The organism is Gemmatimonadota bacterium (genome assembly GCA_026706845.1).
Taxonomy (GTDB): domain Bacteria; phylum Latescibacterota; class UBA2968; order UBA2968; family UBA2968; genus VXRD01.
On sequence record JAPOXY010000092.1, the window covers coordinates 1 to 17,393 of the forward strand.

General features: G+C 51.6%; 19 protein-coding genes. 2 read left to right on the forward strand and 17 right to left on the reverse strand.

Annotated elements, in window-relative coordinates:
* Nucleotides 1–132: 132 nt before the first annotated feature.
* Nucleotides 133–978, reverse strand: coding sequence for a phytanoyl-CoA dioxygenase family protein (locus tag OXG87_09250; protein MCY3869731.1), 846 nt, complete (start codon nucleotides 976–978; stop codon nucleotides 133–135).
* A gap of 16 nt (nucleotides 979–994) precedes the next feature.
* On the reverse strand, nucleotides 995–1,456 hold the full coding sequence (locus tag OXG87_09255) for a GNAT family N-acetyltransferase (GenBank protein MCY3869732.1): 462 nt from the start codon (nucleotides 1,454–1,456) through the stop codon (nucleotides 995–997).
* A 229-nt stretch (nucleotides 1,457–1,685) separates the two neighbouring features.
* Here OXG87_09255 and OXG87_09260 point away from each other — a divergent pair, with 229 nt between their 5' ends.
* Nucleotides 1,686–2,447 (forward strand): sugar phosphate isomerase/epimerase, encoded by a 762-nt coding sequence (locus tag OXG87_09260; protein ID MCY3869733.1) that lies wholly within the window; start codon nucleotides 1,686–1,688, stop codon nucleotides 2,445–2,447.
* A gap of 18 nt (nucleotides 2,448–2,465) precedes the next feature.
* On the forward strand, nucleotides 2,466–3,191 hold the full coding sequence (locus tag OXG87_09265; protein ID MCY3869734.1) for a methyltransferase: 726 nt from the start codon (nucleotides 2,466–2,468) through the stop codon (nucleotides 3,189–3,191).
* Between the two features lie 41 nt (nucleotides 3,192–3,232).
* Here OXG87_09265 and OXG87_09270 read toward each other — a convergent pair whose 3' ends face one another.
* The 15 genes from OXG87_09270 to OXG87_09340 form a co-directional block, all read right to left on the reverse strand.
* A complete protein-coding gene (locus OXG87_09270; GenBank protein ID MCY3869735.1) occupies nucleotides 3,233–4,123 on the reverse strand; it encodes a dihydrodipicolinate synthase family protein in 891 nt (296 codons plus the stop codon).
* Nucleotides 4,120–5,127 carry an ADP-ribosylglycohydrolase family protein gene (locus OXG87_09275; protein ID MCY3869736.1) on the reverse strand — a complete coding sequence of 336 codons (1,008 nt, stop codon included), beginning with the start codon at nucleotides 5,125–5,127 and terminating at the stop codon, nucleotides 4,120–4,122. The genes OXG87_09270 and OXG87_09275 overlap by 4 nt, the downstream gene beginning before the upstream one ends.
* 44 nt (nucleotides 5,128–5,171) lie before the next feature.
* Nucleotides 5,172–6,170, reverse strand: coding sequence for a homocysteine S-methyltransferase family protein (locus OXG87_09280; protein MCY3869737.1), 999 nt, complete (start codon nucleotides 6,168–6,170; stop codon nucleotides 5,172–5,174).
* A complete protein-coding gene (locus OXG87_09285) occupies nucleotides 6,167–8,095 on the reverse strand; it encodes an ASKHA domain-containing protein (protein MCY3869738.1) in 1,929 nt (642 codons plus the stop codon). Before OXG87_09285 ends, OXG87_09280 begins: the two co-directional genes overlap by 4 nt.
* A complete protein-coding gene (locus tag OXG87_09290) occupies nucleotides 8,088–8,849 on the reverse strand; it encodes a corrinoid protein (GenBank protein ID MCY3869739.1) in 762 nt (253 codons plus the stop codon). The genes OXG87_09285 and OXG87_09290 overlap by 8 nt, the downstream gene beginning before the upstream one ends.
* Complete coding sequence (locus OXG87_09295; GenBank protein ID MCY3869740.1) at nucleotides 8,842–9,894, reverse strand: MtaA/CmuA family methyltransferase; 1,053 nt, start codon at nucleotides 9,892–9,894, stop codon at nucleotides 8,842–8,844. The genes OXG87_09290 and OXG87_09295 overlap by 8 nt, the downstream gene beginning before the upstream one ends.
* Nucleotides 9,895–9,909: 15 nt before the next feature.
* Nucleotides 9,910–10,539: a hypothetical protein gene (locus OXG87_09300; protein MCY3869741.1), complete on the reverse strand. Its 630-nt coding sequence runs from the start codon at nucleotides 10,537–10,539 to the stop codon at nucleotides 9,910–9,912.
* A 14-nt stretch (nucleotides 10,540–10,553) separates the two neighbouring features.
* A complete protein-coding gene (locus tag OXG87_09305; GenBank protein MCY3869742.1) occupies nucleotides 10,554–11,417 on the reverse strand; it encodes an HAD-IIB family hydrolase in 864 nt (287 codons plus the stop codon).
* A 10-nt stretch (nucleotides 11,418–11,427) separates the two neighbouring features.
* Nucleotides 11,428–12,465, reverse strand: coding sequence for a Gfo/Idh/MocA family oxidoreductase (locus tag OXG87_09310; GenBank protein MCY3869743.1), 1,038 nt, complete (start codon nucleotides 12,463–12,465; stop codon nucleotides 11,428–11,430).
* 138 nt (nucleotides 12,466–12,603) lie between these two features.
* Nucleotides 12,604–13,437, reverse strand: a complete 834-nt coding sequence (locus OXG87_09315; GenBank protein ID MCY3869744.1) for a class I SAM-dependent methyltransferase — start codon at nucleotides 13,435–13,437, stop codon at nucleotides 12,604–12,606.
* Nucleotides 13,438–14,748, reverse strand: a complete 1,311-nt coding sequence (locus OXG87_09320; protein ID MCY3869745.1) for a PQQ-like beta-propeller repeat protein — start codon at nucleotides 14,746–14,748, stop codon at nucleotides 13,438–13,440.
* Nucleotides 14,749–14,750: 2 nt separating this feature from the next.
* Nucleotides 14,751–16,103, reverse strand: coding sequence for a serine hydrolase (locus OXG87_09325; GenBank protein MCY3869746.1), 1,353 nt, complete (start codon nucleotides 16,101–16,103; stop codon nucleotides 14,751–14,753).
* On the reverse strand, nucleotides 16,100–16,909 hold the full coding sequence (locus OXG87_09330) for a class A beta-lactamase-related serine hydrolase (GenBank protein MCY3869747.1): 810 nt from the start codon (nucleotides 16,907–16,909) through the stop codon (nucleotides 16,100–16,102). Before OXG87_09330 ends, OXG87_09325 begins: the two co-directional genes overlap by 4 nt.
* A gap of 23 nt (nucleotides 16,910–16,932) precedes the next feature.
* Entirely contained in the window at nucleotides 16,933–17,157 is a 225-nt protein-coding gene (locus OXG87_09335; protein ID MCY3869748.1) for a hypothetical protein, read from the reverse strand.
* Nucleotide 17,158: 1 nt separating this feature from the next.
* Nucleotides 17,159–17,317, reverse strand: coding sequence for a hypothetical protein (locus OXG87_09340; GenBank protein MCY3869749.1), 159 nt, complete (start codon nucleotides 17,315–17,317; stop codon nucleotides 17,159–17,161).
* Nucleotides 17,318–17,393: the final 76 nt, after the last annotated feature.

Below are 17,393 nucleotides of genomic sequence, written 5' to 3' on the forward strand. Positions count from 1 at the left end.
CAACTTGCGTCTATCTGATATGCCCATCTCTCATCTCCAGATTGTGATGTCAGTGCCGCCGGTTGATCAATAACCGACTTGATTGATGCAAACATGCCTGCCTAATTGTACGCCATTAAAAATTTTTAGTGACTATTCACCACTGATCCCGTGTTCTTCAAGCCAGGTTTTGAGGGGCGCGTCTTCGGGAGTGGGGGAGGTGTAGCCGCGACCGCCGGAGTAGCTGACGCCGAGGAGTTGTTTTTGGATGGGCGTGCAGCGGTCGAGGTAGTGTTCTACCTGCATGTCGTCTCGGGGGCGAAGCCAGCGGTAGGAGTAGCCGTAGAAGAGTACGCGGCGGGGTTCTTTCCAGTAGTTGGTACTGGCTGAATGCCATAGGCGGCGGTCAAAAAATACGGCTGATCCGGGCGGTACGAGCACCGGGATAGCGTCTTTGTGCGGCGCGTTGCGATCTTCTCCGGGAAATGTATTTTGCGTTTGGCTTTTGGGGAGGACGTAGAAATTGCCGCGGCCGGGTTGGGTTGTATCAGTGAGAAAAAAGCCGATTTTGAGGGAGATCATGGGACGCGGGATCATGTCGAAGTCTTGATTGATGCGACCGCTGTCCTGATGGAAGCCGAGTCCAGGTCCGTCTTTTTCGAGTGTTTTGTGCGGTTCTGCAGGGGGTGTCACGGTCATGTGGGTGTGGTAGAGCTGGATGTGCCAGCCCAGGATGCCCCACACTTTGGGAAATGTTTTGTACCAGTCGAGCAAGGGCAAGAAGTGGTCGTCCTTGCCAATGAAGTCGTAGTGGTTGATGCGCGCTGTGGCACTTTTTCCCATCCGTGCGCGTTCTTCTTTATCTACGCGATCTACTGCGACGACGAGATCGCTGACCATGTCGGGTGGTAGGGCGTCTGGAACAATGAAATAGCCATCTCGTTTGAATTTGCGCGCTTCTTCTTCTGTCAGACAATAATCGAGACATTTGGGGTGCATTGTTTGGCTCCTTATCTCAGGTCTTTGTTTTGCAGCGTCGCGTCAGTACATACCGATCTTCTGCGGCGCGATAATAACCTTTCACAAAGTTTCTCTCGCTAAATCCCCATTTTTCGTACAGGGAAATAGCACTTTCATTTTCGGGATCTACGGTCAAAAAGCAATCCACACCGATTTGATCACAGGCGGCTAAAATCGCGTCGAACAAAGCGGAACCAATGCCTTTGCCGCGAAAGGGATGATCCACAAATACTTTGTGCAAACAATACAGCCTGTCCGTTCTCGTGGGAAATGCCAGCACAGCACCGATTAGTTTCTCTTTTTCCCATGCACAAAATACCAGTGCGTACTCTGTCCACAATCGCCAGACGTGCTCGCCATCGGGAATATACTCAGAATTCCGATTTTGTGCCCATGCTTCGCGATCTAATTTTGCGATTTCCAGAAAATCTCGCCTCTCGGCACGCTGAATATGCATCTCGAATATCCCTGTGATAGAGGATTGTACCTGTGTAGATATGGCGAAATGTTCGATGTGCGTCAAGTTATTTTGTATGTCTTATGGGAGATACTTCAAAGGCATTGACATTCTCAGTGCAAGTCCTATCTTCAGATGCGGTCGGCAACGATAAGTTCATCCACTTTCAGCTTTTGGCCCTTTGTTTTGCCGACCAATAGCGGCTGAGAGCTATCAACGGGAGATAAAAATGAAGTTGGGTATTGTCACGTATCAAATCGCTGCAGAATGGGATGTTGCCACTATTATCGAAACCTGTGCCAAACTCGGTTATGGCGGTGCCGAACTGCGTACTACGCATGCTCACGGCGTTGAATCAGACCTTTCGGCGGGACAAAGGCAGGATATCCGCAAAAAATTTGAAGATGGCGGTGTTGAAATCGCGGGTTTGGGCTCAGCGTTTGAATACCATTCGGATGATCCAGGCGTTGTGCGCGAAAATATTGATGGTACTATTGAATACGCCAAACTCGCCGCCGACCTGGGTTGCCCGGGCGTTAAGGTGCGGCCCAATGGTCTGCAGACCGACAAAGGTATCTCGGTGGATCAAACACTCGAACAAATTGGCAAATCCGTGCGCGAATGCGCGATTGCCGCTGCTGATCTGGGAGTGCAAATCCGGTTGGAAGTACACGGGCGAGAAACGCAAGAGCCAGCGCATATGCGCACCATCATGGATTGGGCAGATCACGACAATGCAAAGGTATGCTGGAACTCGAATTTGGGCGAAGTGGAAGACGGTTCTATCAAAGCCAATTTTGACCTGCTCAAACACAAAATCGGTCTGGTACACATCAATGAATTGTGCAATCCGGCCTATCCATGGCGCGAACTCTTCTCGCTCCTCAATGCCGAAGGCTATGCGGGATATACGCTGGCCGAAATCCCCGGTAGTTCAGATGCCGAGCGTCTGCTCCAGTATTACAAGGCTTTGTGGGAAGCGTATCAGTAGGCAGGCCAGTCCCCTTTGATGAGCGTACAAAAAGAAATTTACGCCCTCAAACGCGAACTCGCCGGGCGCTATCAACTCGGCGAAGAACACCACAATATTTGCGGGCGCAAAATAGGTGTGACGTGTGTTGAAGATGCCGAGGCACTCTTTGACAAAATGCAAATGGCGGATCCCAATAGCGTTGAGGTTCAGGATGAACGTCTGCCTTATTGGGCAACGCTTTGGGATTCTGCGCTTATTTTGTCCGATGTTCTGCTCGCGGATAATCTGATCGCGCCGGGCGAATCCGTGCTTGAACTCGGCTGTGGATTGGGCCTTGTCTCATCTATTGCCTGTCTCAAACGCGCGCGTGTCACGGCTACGGATTACCAGCTCGATGCTCTCAAGTTTGCGCAACTCAATGGGTTGCAAATTGCGGGCATTGTTCCCCAGACGATGCTCATCGACTGGCGTTCTCCACCGCAAGATCAACACTATGCCACCTTGTTGGGTGCAGATCTCGTGTACGAACCGCGTTTTTTCGATCCTCTTATCGCCACATTCGACGCCCTTCTCGCACCGGGAGGGCGCGTTTTATTTTCTGAACCCAATCGCATCTTAGGCAGACCTTTTTTTGATCGTTTGTGCAATGCGGGCTGGGCGTTTTCCACTATAACCGAGCGGGAAGGGGCGACGGTGTATGAGATTGTGAGAGGCGAGGGGGCCTCACACAAAGACACAGAGATACAAAGATACAAGGCGTGAAAAGCACCCCTCTTACCTATTGTATATTACCTTCCACCACTTCAAAATATATCCAAAGCTGCTGCTTCAATTTCTTTTCGTAATGCTTTCTCTTCTTCCTCGTCGAGCGGACGTGTTGGCTTGACGGGATCGCCGCACTCGATTCCCTGCCAGCGCAATACGGCGCGTACGCTGCCGTGTCCACTGTATTTTTGACAAATCCGAATCAGTTCATTCACGTCTGCTTGCAATGTGCGTGCCGTGTCCAAATCGCGCTTGTTCACCGCTTCGTAAATGCCCACAAAATGCGCGGGCATCACATTGTAAAATGTGCCGATTCCCCCCTGGGCACCTACCGCAATGCCCGATAGGGCCACTTCGTCATGTCCGTTAAAAATATGCGGCTTATGCGGTCCATTGAGTATGCGTTCCATTAAGAACAGGTTGAAATTTGTGAATTTAATGCCCACCACGCCTTCGAGTGCGAGCATCTGGTTGATTTGTTCAAACGAATACTCCTGATGCGTGACCACGGGGATGTAATACACAAAGACCGGCAAGTTTGCCGCTGAACTCAGTGCGCTGTAATACGCCAATATGTCATCAAAACGATATCCCTGGACATAAGGCGGCAAACTCGAAATGCCATCGGCTCCTGCATCTACGGCGTGTTTGGCGAGTTCAACCGCGTCGCGTTCAGAGGGGGTGCCAACGTGTACTACCACTCGTCCATGTCCTTTTGATGCTTTGACGGCAATCTCTGTGGCCAACTTGCGCTCGGCCATTGTCATCAAATAACCTTCGCCCGTGTTGCCTGCCACGTACACGCCGTGTGATCCCCGTTCGTAAATACGCGCTATGAGTTTTTCATAGGCCGAGACGCTGAATGCACCTGTCCCATCCCTGGGGCTGACCAGTGCGGGATACATGCCCTTAAAACCGTCGAGTATCACAGGGCGCCTCCGGTCTTTTCGTAAAGCTCGCGGGATAGTGATTCGATTTCTGTGCGTTCAACCAGTGTCTCTACGAGATGTTGCGGCAAACCCGCTGTTCCGTGATACAAACCGCTCAGGGTACCGGCAATGGCTGCAAATGTATCTACATCTCCACCCGTGAGCAGCGCGCGCTCAACAGTGGGGATAAATTCTCCTTCTGAGCGCAAGAACGCCTCTAAAGCCACGACAATTGTGGCCTGGGCTTCGCTCGGGATGGCATTTTCTCGCGCAGCTTCGGGCATTTTTACCATGGTTGCCCACGCATCTTCTTCGTTCATTGTCAGCAATGTCCCCACCTGTGCGATCAACTCGCCTGTAGATTCGCAAATCGGTCTGGCCGACCACTCGGCTACGTCCAGCACCTCATTTCCGTCCAGTGGGCGATGTGTTACCAGATGCCCCACCACATGGGCCATTGCGACTGCAGGCGCAACTGCGCGTGGGTCCTGGTGTGTCACATGGCTCGCTGCAATTGCATCGTCCAGGATATTTTCACCGGTTGCCCAGTGCCACAAGCCCACTGGCGCGATTTTCATGACCGCTCCGTTGGATGGGTGGTCTTTCGATGCGGCTTCGGACCACGCCAGACCCTGATCGAGGCGTTCCAGGGTTTCCCGAAAAGCCCGGCCATACATTTGCAGGAGTCCCTCGCGCCACATCGCCAAAAAACGATTGCTCAGGTCTTCGGGATCGACCTTTTCACACGCTATAATTGACTCAACGAGGACGAGGGTTTGCTGGGTATCGTCTGTATATTCTCCTGCTGGGCGGGTTACCACGCCTTCCCGATTGACCCGCCCTCGATAGTGGTCTGTCAATCCCTCTACCGCTTTGATCCGATCCCGGTCCCATCCCTCGCAAAAACAGCCCAGAGAATCGCCTATCGCACCACCCAGTAGCGCGCCTACAAACATATCTTCGACCTCGATATCTTCTATTTCGTCGTCCCAATAATCAGCCATAATTCAAACCTCAAGTTTAATCGGTGTAAAAATACAAGAGCCTCCTACCGCGTATCTACGATATTGCGAAATGCCCGAATGTGTTCGGGCGTGGTTCCGCAACATCCGCCTATCAAGAATCCACCGGCGTCCAACAAGTCCTCGACGTGTTGGGCCATGTCTTCTGGTCCTTGCGAATACGACGCCTGTTTGGTGACTTTGTCCAGGGTGGGTAAGCCCGCATTGGGATAGGCCATCAAGCGCTTGTTTTCAATGCCGCGATCCACAAGCGCTTTTTGCATCTGCACTGTGCCCTCAATTGCATAGGGCATGCCCGTGTGGTCTGTATTGCGCGTTTCAGCGCCGCAGTTCAGGCCCAGGAGTTGCACGTCGCCGAGCAGATTATCGCCATCTGAAAATTCGCCACTTGCCAAAATGTCCAGCACATCGCCGGGCGAAAAGCCCCAGTCCGTGCGGTAAATCAATTCACCCGTTTTGCGATCCTTTGTGAATTTATACGTCATATTCACGGCGATGGGTAAGCCCGTCTGCCGTGCAATATCAACGGCGATTGCAGCTTCTTTGGCGGAAAACTGCGTTTCTATGACAAAAAAATCGGCGCCGCCTTTGACCATGGCAGAGATCACGCGCTCGTGGGCCGATCGCACATCGACATTGGGGATGCCAAAAACCGTATCGCCGGCATCGGCTTCGATAGCACCGGGGGAGGGACCGATGGAGCCACCCACATAAACATCCTTCCCGCTTTCTTCAACGGCTTGCCGCGCGTGTTGGACAGCTAATTCTGTCAAGTGCTCGGCATCATCTTCATCGGCATCGGCCATCTCGAGATGCAGGGGGGATACCACAAATGTGTTTGTGCCAATGGCGTTTGCACCCGCATCGATATACGCGCGATGCACTGCTACAACCTCTTTGGGGTGCGATAGATTGGCGATGGAACTGTTTGCCAGGTTTACCCCGTGTGCAAATAATTGAGATCCAAATCCGCCGTCGTACACCATAGGTTGATCGTCTGCGAGGCGTTCTGCAAAAGACTTCATACCGTCATCCTCTTAAATTGACACCCTTCGACAAATACGTCAAAAAAGTCTGGCTTTGTCTCCAGTTCCACATGCTCAATCCGCTTCACAAGGCGTTCTAAGCTCTCGCGTCGTTTCCGCGAGAGCAATACTTCTCTCGCGCCCAATATCGCGGCATTTCCCACCTTTTCGATGCGTTCTTGTGGCACGGGTGCGAGAAAACCAATATCAATCGCATTTTGCACATTGACGTAATTGGCAAATCCGCCAGATAGATAAAGTCGATGGATCTGGTCGGGGGCAATGCCAAATTCGCGCATGACAAGTAACTGCCCACAGTAATTTGCGGCCTTGGCCTGAGCCAGATTGCTCGCGTCTTCGCGCGATAGCGCAATGCTGTGTTCGGGCACTACAATCATTTCATATTGCTTGCGGTCGGCAAATACGCCCTTTTCCGTCATCATATCATGCCGCCGAAGTTCGGCCAATAAATCGATCAGTCCAGAGCCGCACAACCCCTGGGGCGTGCCATTACCTATTACGCGATAATTGAACTGACCACTTTCCCACGCCATCGATTCAATCGCCCCATCTTGTCCGGGCATGCCACAGGCGATACCGCCGCCTTCAAATGCGGGTCCCGCCGGACAAGAAGCTGCCACCAACCTGTCTCGGTTGCCCACTACGACTTCGGTATTGGTGCCCACATCGACGAGCATGAATATCTCGTCTTGAGCGCCCATTTCCACGGCCAGCATGTCCGCTGCGACATCGCCGCCCACATGGCTTGCAATAAGGGGCATGCCATATACCCGCGCTTTGGGATTTGTCCGAATGCCCAACCGCCTGCTGCTTTCATAAAGGGCGGTTGTTTTTCGCTCTCCGGCCAGATATTCGTGTTCTATTTGGGATTTATAGGGCTTTTGTCCAATGCTCTGCACATCGAGCCTGAAAAACATATCTCTCATGGTGGCATTGCCAGCGACGACAATTTCGTAAATTTCTTGTCGCTCAAAACCCAATTTTTCACATAGCACGAGAATTTCGTGGTTGATCGCATTTACCAGTGCTTTCCACAACTCATTTGGATATTCGCCATCATAGGAAATGCGATACATGATATCGCTGCCGCCAAAGCGCTGGGGATTTTCATAAGATGCAATCGCAATACTTTCGCCAGATTCCAGATCTACGAGATCCATCACAATTGTCGTGGTGCCCACATCAATTGCCAGTCCGTAGATGTGTCCCCGAAACCGGTCGATGTCTTCTCCGTCGTAGAATACCCGGTCACCTTTACGCGTTACCACGGGATTGAGATCAATTGCTTTTTCCTGGCTCAAGGTCAAAATTTGAGGCGCGCGGCGCAGGGGGACAAATTCGACTTCTGCATCTAAATCTACGACTTCAGCCTGACAGGCCAATCGGTAATTGTCTTTTAAGAAGGCTTCAGCTTCGGTTTTGGGGCATAGAGCTTCTTCGCCTTTTGCAATTTCTACCACGCATTCATGGCAGATACCCGACCGGAAACACGATGTTGGAACCCGAACAGATAGATCGTCGGCATAATCAAATATCGTTTTTCGTCCTTCGAGTTGTTGCACCTTGCCCATGTGTGTAATTGTGCCCGTTCCCTTTTTTCGGCGACGCTTTTTTTGTTTTTTGAGTGTGGTCTTCATCTCACGATAGGCATCTGGCTCTGTTTCCCAGGCCGTGCGATAGTCGAGGTTATCGTTGCTGGCACATTGAAAAAGCGCCCGGTTGGGCGCTGGTTTTCGCTGGAATTTACAGCCAAATTTGGCGGTGCACTCGTTGTCCTTGTTTTTGTAGGGACAGCGCATTTGCGCCTGTTCGTCGGCATGCTGGACAATATCTGAAAAAATTTCAGACATGCGGTCCAGCCGCTTTTGATAGGCTTCTCGATCTATTTTTTCACGCTCACTCATTCTCCTCCTCCCACTCCTTCAACAATTGTACAGCCAGTTCCACGCAGTCCAGGGCGTTTTCACCGTATCCATCCGCCCCCATGTCGTCGGCAAATTCCTGTGTCACAGGGGCACCGCCCACCATGATTTTCACATCGTCTCGCAAGTCTTCGTCGATAAATGCTTCAATTGTCTTGCCCATATTCGGCATTGTCGTGGTCAACAGTGCGGACATGCCGAGCAATTTGGCTTCGTGTTCTTCGACGGCATCCATAAATTCGTCTTCGGATGTATCCACGCCGAGGTCGTGGACGACAAACCCGGCACCGCGCAACATCATGATACACAAATTTTTGCCAATATCGTGCAAATCGCCTTTTACCGTGCCCATAATGACCGTGCCTACCGGCTCGACGCCCGAGGCTGACAAGATGGGTTCAATATGCGCCATTCCCGCTTTCATTGCCCGGGCGCACGCGAGGACTTCGGGTACAAAAATAAAATTTTCTCGAAATTTAATTCCCACAATGCCCATGCCAGCGATCAACCCATCGTCCATAATTTCCAGCGCACCTACGCCTGCATCCAGGGCTTCGCGCGTCAATTGATCGACATCGTGATGCGCGCCATCGATCAATGCGGCGGCAATTGCCTGCATCTCGGGACTCGCGTTTGCGAACAGATCGATATTGCGTTGTATCTCATCGGGGCGTTCTAAAAATTCTTCTATTTCCTCTTTGATAAACTCATTTTGAACATCGGATAATTCAGCCATTAACGCTCTCTGCCTCCGCATGCCAATCCACGACTGCTTTTGGGATTTCTTTCAGATTTTCGATTGATGTTTGCAAGGGAATCGCACATTCAGGCCCCACCAGATGTACTCCTGCACTCAGGTTTTTATACACTTCTTTTTTTACGGTTTCCGGCTCTTTTGAAAATAGTGTTTCCGGGTTGTTGATATTGCCGACCAGCGCGATTCGTTCCTTTACAATATCAATTGACTCATCTGGATCGTTTTTGGAGTCGTAGTGAAATGCTGCCATGCCCGTTTGCGCGATGTATTCCATCCGATCAACGGTGCGCCCGCATATATGCAAAATTAGCGGAATGGGTATGCGGTCGGCAAATTCGATGTGCAATTCGCGCAAATACCGGTCGTAATAATCGCCGCTGACCAGATCCCCCGTTGCGTGATCGGGCAGGGTCAGGGCGTCGGCGCCCGCTTCAATTTGCGCTACGCCAAATGCGACGGTTACTTCTTTTAATTTGTCCAGAATTTGCCGCGTGTGATCCGGGTCGTCCAATGATAGGAGCAAAAAATCCTCTACGCCAAAGCAGTGATACGCCAGAGACCAGGGTCCCATTGTTTTACCGATAATCGCCACTTCATCGCCGTATTCTTTTCGCAATATGCCAATCGCGTCCAGCACGCATTTTGTATCGGGATGGGTCAATAAGTTCGATGGAATTTCAATATCATCTACCTTGTGCCAGATCGGTTCTCTCATTTGCACTGTGGGCCAGTTGTCTTTTTGTTCCCACTGGATTTTGCACCCGAGTGCGGATGATTCCTGGATGATTGTAAATACGGGCATGATCGTGTCAAAACCCAGTTCGGTATAGCTCGTTGCCGCCAGCCGTGCCATGAGTTCTGGTTCGCGATTTGCCTGCGGAAATGGCGCATCGACGAGATCCATCAATTCTACGGTTGCAACCGAAGTCGGGTTACAGGTCGGTGTGCGATCCACAGGCGCCCGATTGAGTGCGGCCAATACGCGGTCGCGCGGTTTCATTGGTTTTGTTGTCTGGTCGTTCATATGTGACTCCAGTTCCTAATTTTGCGCGCTCGGGGCTGCGAGCACGCCCCGGCTGGCAGCCTGTTCCAATTCTCGCATGACGGATCGCACATTGGGGGCGCGTACGAGTAGGACACCTATGAGGGGATCGTGTGTCATGCCGCAATCAAAGCGCACCTGGTCTTCTTCCACTTGTTCCAATTCGCCCAGTTTTGCAAGCCCTCCGGCCACCAATCGAATGCGCCGGTCTGCGCCTTTTTCATCGCTATCAGCCGTGATTTTGTATGCGCCATTAGATTGGGGCGTTGCGGAAATGTGCAATCCCGATTTTTTGTCCAGGATGGTCAACGGACGCATAGATACGTCGTCATCCATGCCGAGTTTGCACGCTTCCAAGAATAGTCGCTTCACAGAGAGCAGATGTGTGGCGCCACACGGAAAGCGCAATAATCCCTCGCCTGCGTCTTCCATGCCTCCCAGGACGCGCATTGCATGGTTTACGGAATCTATACGCGCTTGCGCCCCGTCTATCTGGCTATATGTGTGAACGCGAAAAGTCGTGCCCTGTGCGTTTTCTTGCCGGTATAGCCCAATTGTGATGTCGTGAAAATGGACATCCATTGGCACCAATTCTATTCGCCGACCTATGTCTAATGTCTGTCCCATGAGAATCCTTCCTCTTACCTATCAAGCACATATCGACGCACGGCTTTGGCAAATCCATCGTTTTCAATGTGGTCGGTTTGTAGAATATTTTCCCCGGTCACTGCGCGATGGGTTGCTGCATCTGCGTTGTGCATCAATACACCGGTTCCGGCTGCGCGCAACATGGGCAGATCATTATTGCCATCGCCCACAGCCATCACCTCATCGAGGCTGCCGCCAATGTGGTTGGCTATCGCTGTGAGTGCTGCGCCTTTGTTCACATCCGGGTGCATGATTTCGATGCGACCCGCCACGGCCCAGGCCATGTAAATTTGATCGCCGAATATATTTTTTAATTCATCAACTGTTTCATCGGCATGTCCGGGTTCGGGCAAGAGCATTATTTTGGGGGGCGAGGCCAATTCTTTTGTGCGTATTCGCTGCGCGAGATCGGCATCGACTTCATAGACCATATTGGTCATTGTGGCTACCGCGCGGCTCATTTTTGTCATGCGGTCGGTGATATAAACTTCGCAGGGGCCTTCGCTATTCATGTCACAGCGACAATATACAAAATTCATGAGCCGGTCATCGGCATATTGGATCAGCGATGAGAATATGTCATCGGGCAGACGCTGTTCATGCATGAGTTGGCGTGTGCCATTCGTCCTGGGTGCGAAAACCATTGCGCCATTATAGCATCCGGCATAGAGGGCGTCGGCCACGCTGGGATTGCGTACAAACGGAATTTGATTGCGTTCAAAATTGCGTCCACTCATAGACGCTACAGCTACGCCGCGATCCAATAATTCGCAAATCGCCGCCATCGAAGCATCCGATGGGGTGTTGTTGTGATTTAAGATCGTTCCATCCAGGTCAAATGCCACAAGTCTGATCACTGCATCTCCTCTAATCAACCAGGGGCAATCGAACGGTTCCGCCGCGCTCTGCCGAGCGGTGAACCGCTTCGGTAAATTCCATATATCTCATGCCTTCGTAAAAGCTGGTATCGCCCTGAGGCCCACCCTTGATGGCATTGATGAAATCGGCTTCGACCGTCCATTCGGCGGCTTCATCTTCGGGGATGGGTATTTCTTGCAGTCGTCGATCCCCCGTTTTTGCACCGCGAATTTGCGTTCCCATGTCGTAGGTCAATGTGCCGTCACTACCATAAGCTTCAATGACAGAGCTTCCGCCAAATTGCGCGACGCCCGAAAATAGAAATGCCGCACGCGCACCATTTTCCATTTTGCCTATGATATGCGCCATATCAGGTGTTTCAACCGGTCCAGTGTCAGACCCATCGGGTAGTGGTCGCTCTCTGGTAAAAATGTCAGTTTCAGCCGTTATGGTTGACATATAGCCAAATACGCGCTCGACGCGCTCGACGGTAATACCCATTCCCAGGATATTTAAGCCCGAATATCGGCGCATCTGTCGCCAGTGTAATGGCTCTTCGATATCCCAATAGCGCCCGCCCAGGTCGCGAACATATACGTGGAAAATATCGCCCAAATACCCTTCATCTATGAGCCGTCTCAAGAAACGCCCGCCTTTCCACGGGGGGGCTGGACAAATTTGGGTTACGAGATTGGATTCTCGACTTCTGGCATACATCAATCGGGCTTCGCGCAAGTTCATCGCCATGCGCGCCTGTACAAAGGTGTGTTTGCCAGCGTCTAAGGATGCGAGGACGAATTCACAGTGTTTGTACGGCCAGGTGCCGATCATTACTGCGTCGATATCGTCCCGATGCAACAGGGCCTGTGGGTCTGTCATAGCTTCGGCTGATAGGCCCTGTTCGGCTATTACCTTTTCGCCACTTTCTATGCTGCGGTTGCATATTGCCACGACTTCGGCGTCGTCAATTTTTGCCAGTCCCGGAAAATGTCGGCTCCGGAAAATACCACCCGCACCAATGATGCCAATGCGAATTTTATCTGCCATTTTTTACCTCGCTGTGTTGTCGTTGTTTTCCCCAGTGTTCAGGGGGGTAAAAACTGTAGTGCGAATGTATCACAGTTTTTGTCAATTAGCAAACAAATCGGCCACGGCCTCAGGCTGTATCGAACTTCCCTGAGTTCTCTATATATCTTTCATAGGAACAAGGTTGACGCCACTCCCCCTGTGGATGAAGATCGAACTCTCGCCATATTCGCCATGGCGAAAGATGGGCTCGAATCCATAGGATCCGACTTCGGCCTGGAGTCGTCTCCAATCCCGATAACACCGCTTTGGAATGTAGGTCCTGCCATTCACAACAATTGTGTCCTCGCACGCTTCGATCCGCTCCCGTTCGGACGGGTATTTTTCGAGCGGTTCGTAGTAGTAATCTGTTGACGGATCGTAAAGACAGTCGTTGTCATAGATGTCATAGGTTTGGCCAGTTGATCGGTCGATGACTTTCATGTCCGGAGTATGTCGGGAGGGCTCGTAAACCGAGGAACTCACGAGATAGTAGCCCTCAGGCTTCAGTCGCGCCTTGACGCTTTCGAAGACAGATCTGCGCTCTTCTACAAACACGATGTGATTGATGCAGTAGCTGTCGACGATCAAATCGAACCGGTTTCCATTGTGCGGGATTTGGGTTACGTCCATCACCTCATACTGAATGGACAAACCTCGAAGGGTAGCTATTTCCCGGGCCGTGTGAATCGCTTCAGGTATCAAGTCGTAACCGGTGACCTGGTAACCCCGCTCGGCCAGAAATAACGCGCCTGGACCCACACCGGTTCCGAGTTCGAGAGCCGTTGGATTCGGTGTCTCAAACCGGAGCCTCGGCAAGGCCGCTTCGAGAAAGTTGCGAGATGAAAAGTCGTGGAAGTCCGTGCCTCCATACGTCCTTTTTGCCCAATTCTCCAGACTCATCCGCGTCATGATTTCGTATCGCCGAATATTTTCACGGAAGTAGTATCTCATTTAATCATTCCTATTTTCGCTTTTCGCCAAACTGGCACAAACCAGTTCTTTATCATTTCGGGCGAACACATGTTTATAGGCAAACGCAGGATGTGACCATGTGACACCACCTCTGCGGTTCAACTGGTCGCGCGTCGGTTCGATCAGTTTCGCGCGGCTGATGATATTCAGCCCGTCCGGCGAAAGCGTTGTAATCAGGAGTTCGCCGCGCTCATTAAACATCCAGACCTTATCGCCATTTTTGATAAAATGAATGTTGCTCCAGCGCGCTTTCGGAACCGCGGTGAGGTCTTCCCAAATCCGATCGCCGTTGCGGGCATCGAGGCAGCGGAGTTCCCCATAGCTATCCACACCGTAAATGTAATCGCCGAGTCGGATCGGGGTTGACATCGTGGAATGGAGCGCGTCTGTGTTCCGTTCATTTCTTCCCTTACGGTGCCAGCCGAATTGCATCATCGGCTTATCTGGATTCAGTTTCAGCAGCAGTGAACCTTCAAAGAAATCGGTGATAAACAACTCATTTTGATAAAAAACGGGACTTGCGATCCCGATCTCCATGCGAGTCGGTGGAAACGGATGGCGCCAATGCGTGCTGCCTGTCTGCGGGTTGAGCCCGGCGATATTTCTACCTGTCCAACAGACGAGCACCCGCTCGCCCCCCTGTGTAATCACAATTGGAGTTGAGTAAGATGCGTTGTCTTCAAGGGCTTTCCATTTTTCGGCTCCGGTTTCGCGATCGAAAGCGACGATGCACGCTCCGGGCGTGCCGCCGATTTGTACGATGAGGTGAGAACCCTCGACAATCGGCGCGCTCGCAATCCCCCAGGTTGGCATCTTAATATTGTATTCGGCGTTGAGGTCTTTTTTCCACTTCAACGTGCCGGTTGCGGCATCAAAGCAGTGGAGATGCCCCATCGCTCCCAGGGCGTAAGCGAGTCCGTCATGAATGATAACATTGGCTCGAGGTCCGGCGGTATAGTCAATTCGGTATTCACACTCGTAGGTGAAGGACCAAATCAATTCCCCTGTTTTCCAGTCGAAACAGTGAACCCGTTCGACCTGTTTCGGTTTCGCGAGACGGTCAGTAACGTAAACGCGCCCGTCAGCGACGCTCGGGCCGCTATAGCCGCTGCCGATTGGCACTCGCCAACGGATCGGGATCTCCGGTCCGTCAAATGTCTCCAATATCCCGGTTTCGCTCCAAACACCGTCCCGGTGCGGTCCCCGCCACTGCGGCCATTCATCGGCCAAAACCGAAGAGATGGGGACAAGCACAGCGAGCAGCATTAGTTTCAATAGGATTCGGTTCATGGTTAATCATGTCCTTTTTTAAAACACAAATTTTTGACCCGGTTTCCCGTCAGCCTGAACCCTGTAATTTGTCCCGTATCGTCTCGCGTAAAATGAACTTCTGGGAAAAACCACGCATCCCCGACGAAATGATCGTCGTTACAGGTTAGCGATATGTCGTCATGCCGTCTGTGTTGCGCCACAAGCCGGTCCCCTCGCACACAAATGGTATAGGTGGTATCGAGTTCTTCGGTGTAATAATCGCCTTCGAATTCTGACAACTGTTCTGGTGATAGGGGTTCGATCTCGTTGCTTTCAGAGGGTTGCTTATCCGGCTCGGGTGCCTCGGGCGCAAGGACATCAGCGAGATAGATATCAGCGATCTTTTTCGCCAGATTAAGTGGGGTGAAGGTGTCCAGATTGCACAATATGACAACGCCAAATTTCTGAGCTGGAAAACGTATGAGATGGCTGCGAAATCCCCGCCATGATCCGCCGTGTCCGGCCGTTTTCCGTGCTCTGTACTCGCCGATGTCCAATCCGAAGGCGTAATTGATCTGTTTCCCCTTATTGAGAACTCCCTGCTGGTGCATCTGCTCAACCACTGCCTTTCCGCCTATCCGTGCATCGTCAAAGTTCAGAATCCACTTTGCCAGATCTTCTACTGTTGAATAGAGCGAACTCGAACCGAGGGCGGTTAAATTGTTCACAGCATTCTTGAACCCGTTATCTTTCGCGGACGAATAGGAATACGCCCGGTTCTTCACGATCATCTCGTGGTCATCGTGAAAGTGGGTGTTGGTCATGGCGAGGGGCTTAAAGATGTTGGCGTCCGTCCATTCGCGAAATGATTCTCCCGTTATTGTTTCAACGATTTCTGCCAGCAGATTATACCCCGTATTTGAGTATAAAAACGCTGTTCCAGGCTCGAAGTTGAGGTCTTTCTGACGCCTTACCATTTTCAAAATATGTTTAAACGAGATCACGTCATCCATCTGTCCGCCCGCGATGACGAGTGCCTGTACCCAATCCCGCAGTCCACTCGTGTGATGCACCAGATGTCGAATCGTTATTTTTATTCCAAAATCCGGGACATCGGGCAAGTGCATCCGAATATCGTCATCCAGCGAGAGTTTCCCTTCATGCAACAACGTGGCGATGGCAAAGCCCGCAAATTGCTTGGAGACCGAAGCAATGTCGAAGATGGTTGTCGGTGCAATCGGGATGCCGTATTCCAGATTCGCCATACCGTATCCGCGTTTGTAGATAATTTCGTCGTCTCTGATAACCGACAGGGCCGCACCAGGGGAGTCTGGCTTGTCCCATTCCGCGAACACCTGATCGACTTTTGCCTCAAGTGACTCGTGATTTGTCATTGGTCACCTTCTCCCGAGATCATGCCCGTCACTTGCATCGCGGCCCTGGCAATCTCGGAGAGCGCGCATTCGCTGGTGACGCGATCGCCGAGTTCCCGGCTGTAGAGCGCGATTACCATCGTCCCCGCAGGGGATTCGACGAAGCCGACGTCATTGATTACCCCCCGATTCGAGCCGGTTTTGGAACCCCAGCGATAGGTTTTGGAGGTCGGCACATATCGTCCGATGCGACGACCGTTCTGTTGCAGGGTCAAGGTGGTGAGCATGGCCTGACAGGATGCGGGGGATGCGGCCTGGTCGTCGAGAATCGTCTTGACGACGGTAGTGTAGTCATTCGGTGTGGCCCAATTTTCCTGTTCCCCTTCAATCGCGAGGCGCCCGCGCATGGGCCGTCCGAGAGAGGAGGCGGTCATACCGAGTTCTCGCATTGTCGCGTTGATGCGATCCATTCCGGCCACTTCAATCAATATGTTGGTGGCGGTGTTGTCGCTGATGGACATCATCAAGTACAGAAGATCTCCAAACGACAGTTGCAGCCCGGTATGCATGTGTCGCAGTACACCACTGCCGGGGGATTTATCCACAGAGCGGACGATATATGTGTCATCGAGCGCGAGTGTACCGCGATCAATAGCTCTGTAGATCTCGATCATGATCGGGATTTTAACTGTGCTGGCCGCCGGAAACTGATGATCACCCCGTGAAGCCCAACGCTCTCCCTGAGGCGAAATCACACTGACGCCGATCGTACCGGGCGATTCGTAATCTTTAACCGTTTGTTCCAGCTTGCTCCAGTCTGTGGTCATGGTAACGTTCCTGAAACTCAGTCTCAGTTTGCCAGTGCGTCTTTGGCTTTGCAAGGCAGTTCGACAAAGATAAAATAAGATGCGGGATACAAGTAGTCTTCCCACGATTCGTCAATGACTCTCAAATATCCCTCTTGCGCTGCTTCTTCGTCGGGTAAAATCTGGTATATTTTCCGCTTCTCCAGATCGTCGCAGTCTCTATTCTCGATACACAGCGCGAATTGAGATTTTGATAGGTTCTCTTTCATTTTATGCATGCAGTTCTACATCAATAGTCTCTGGTGTATCCACTAAGATGGAAAACCCGAACTGCGGTAGCAACTCCTCAAACGCACGACGGGAAATCCCGAGTATGAAGCATGCTTCTTTCTCAGAGAGTTTTCCTACGTGGTAGAGTGTTGCAACCAGGACTTCTCTGAAATACGCCTAGTCGAGGTGGGCAAGCGCAGCCGTGTCTGGCAAGTCTAAAGAAATTTTCATATTG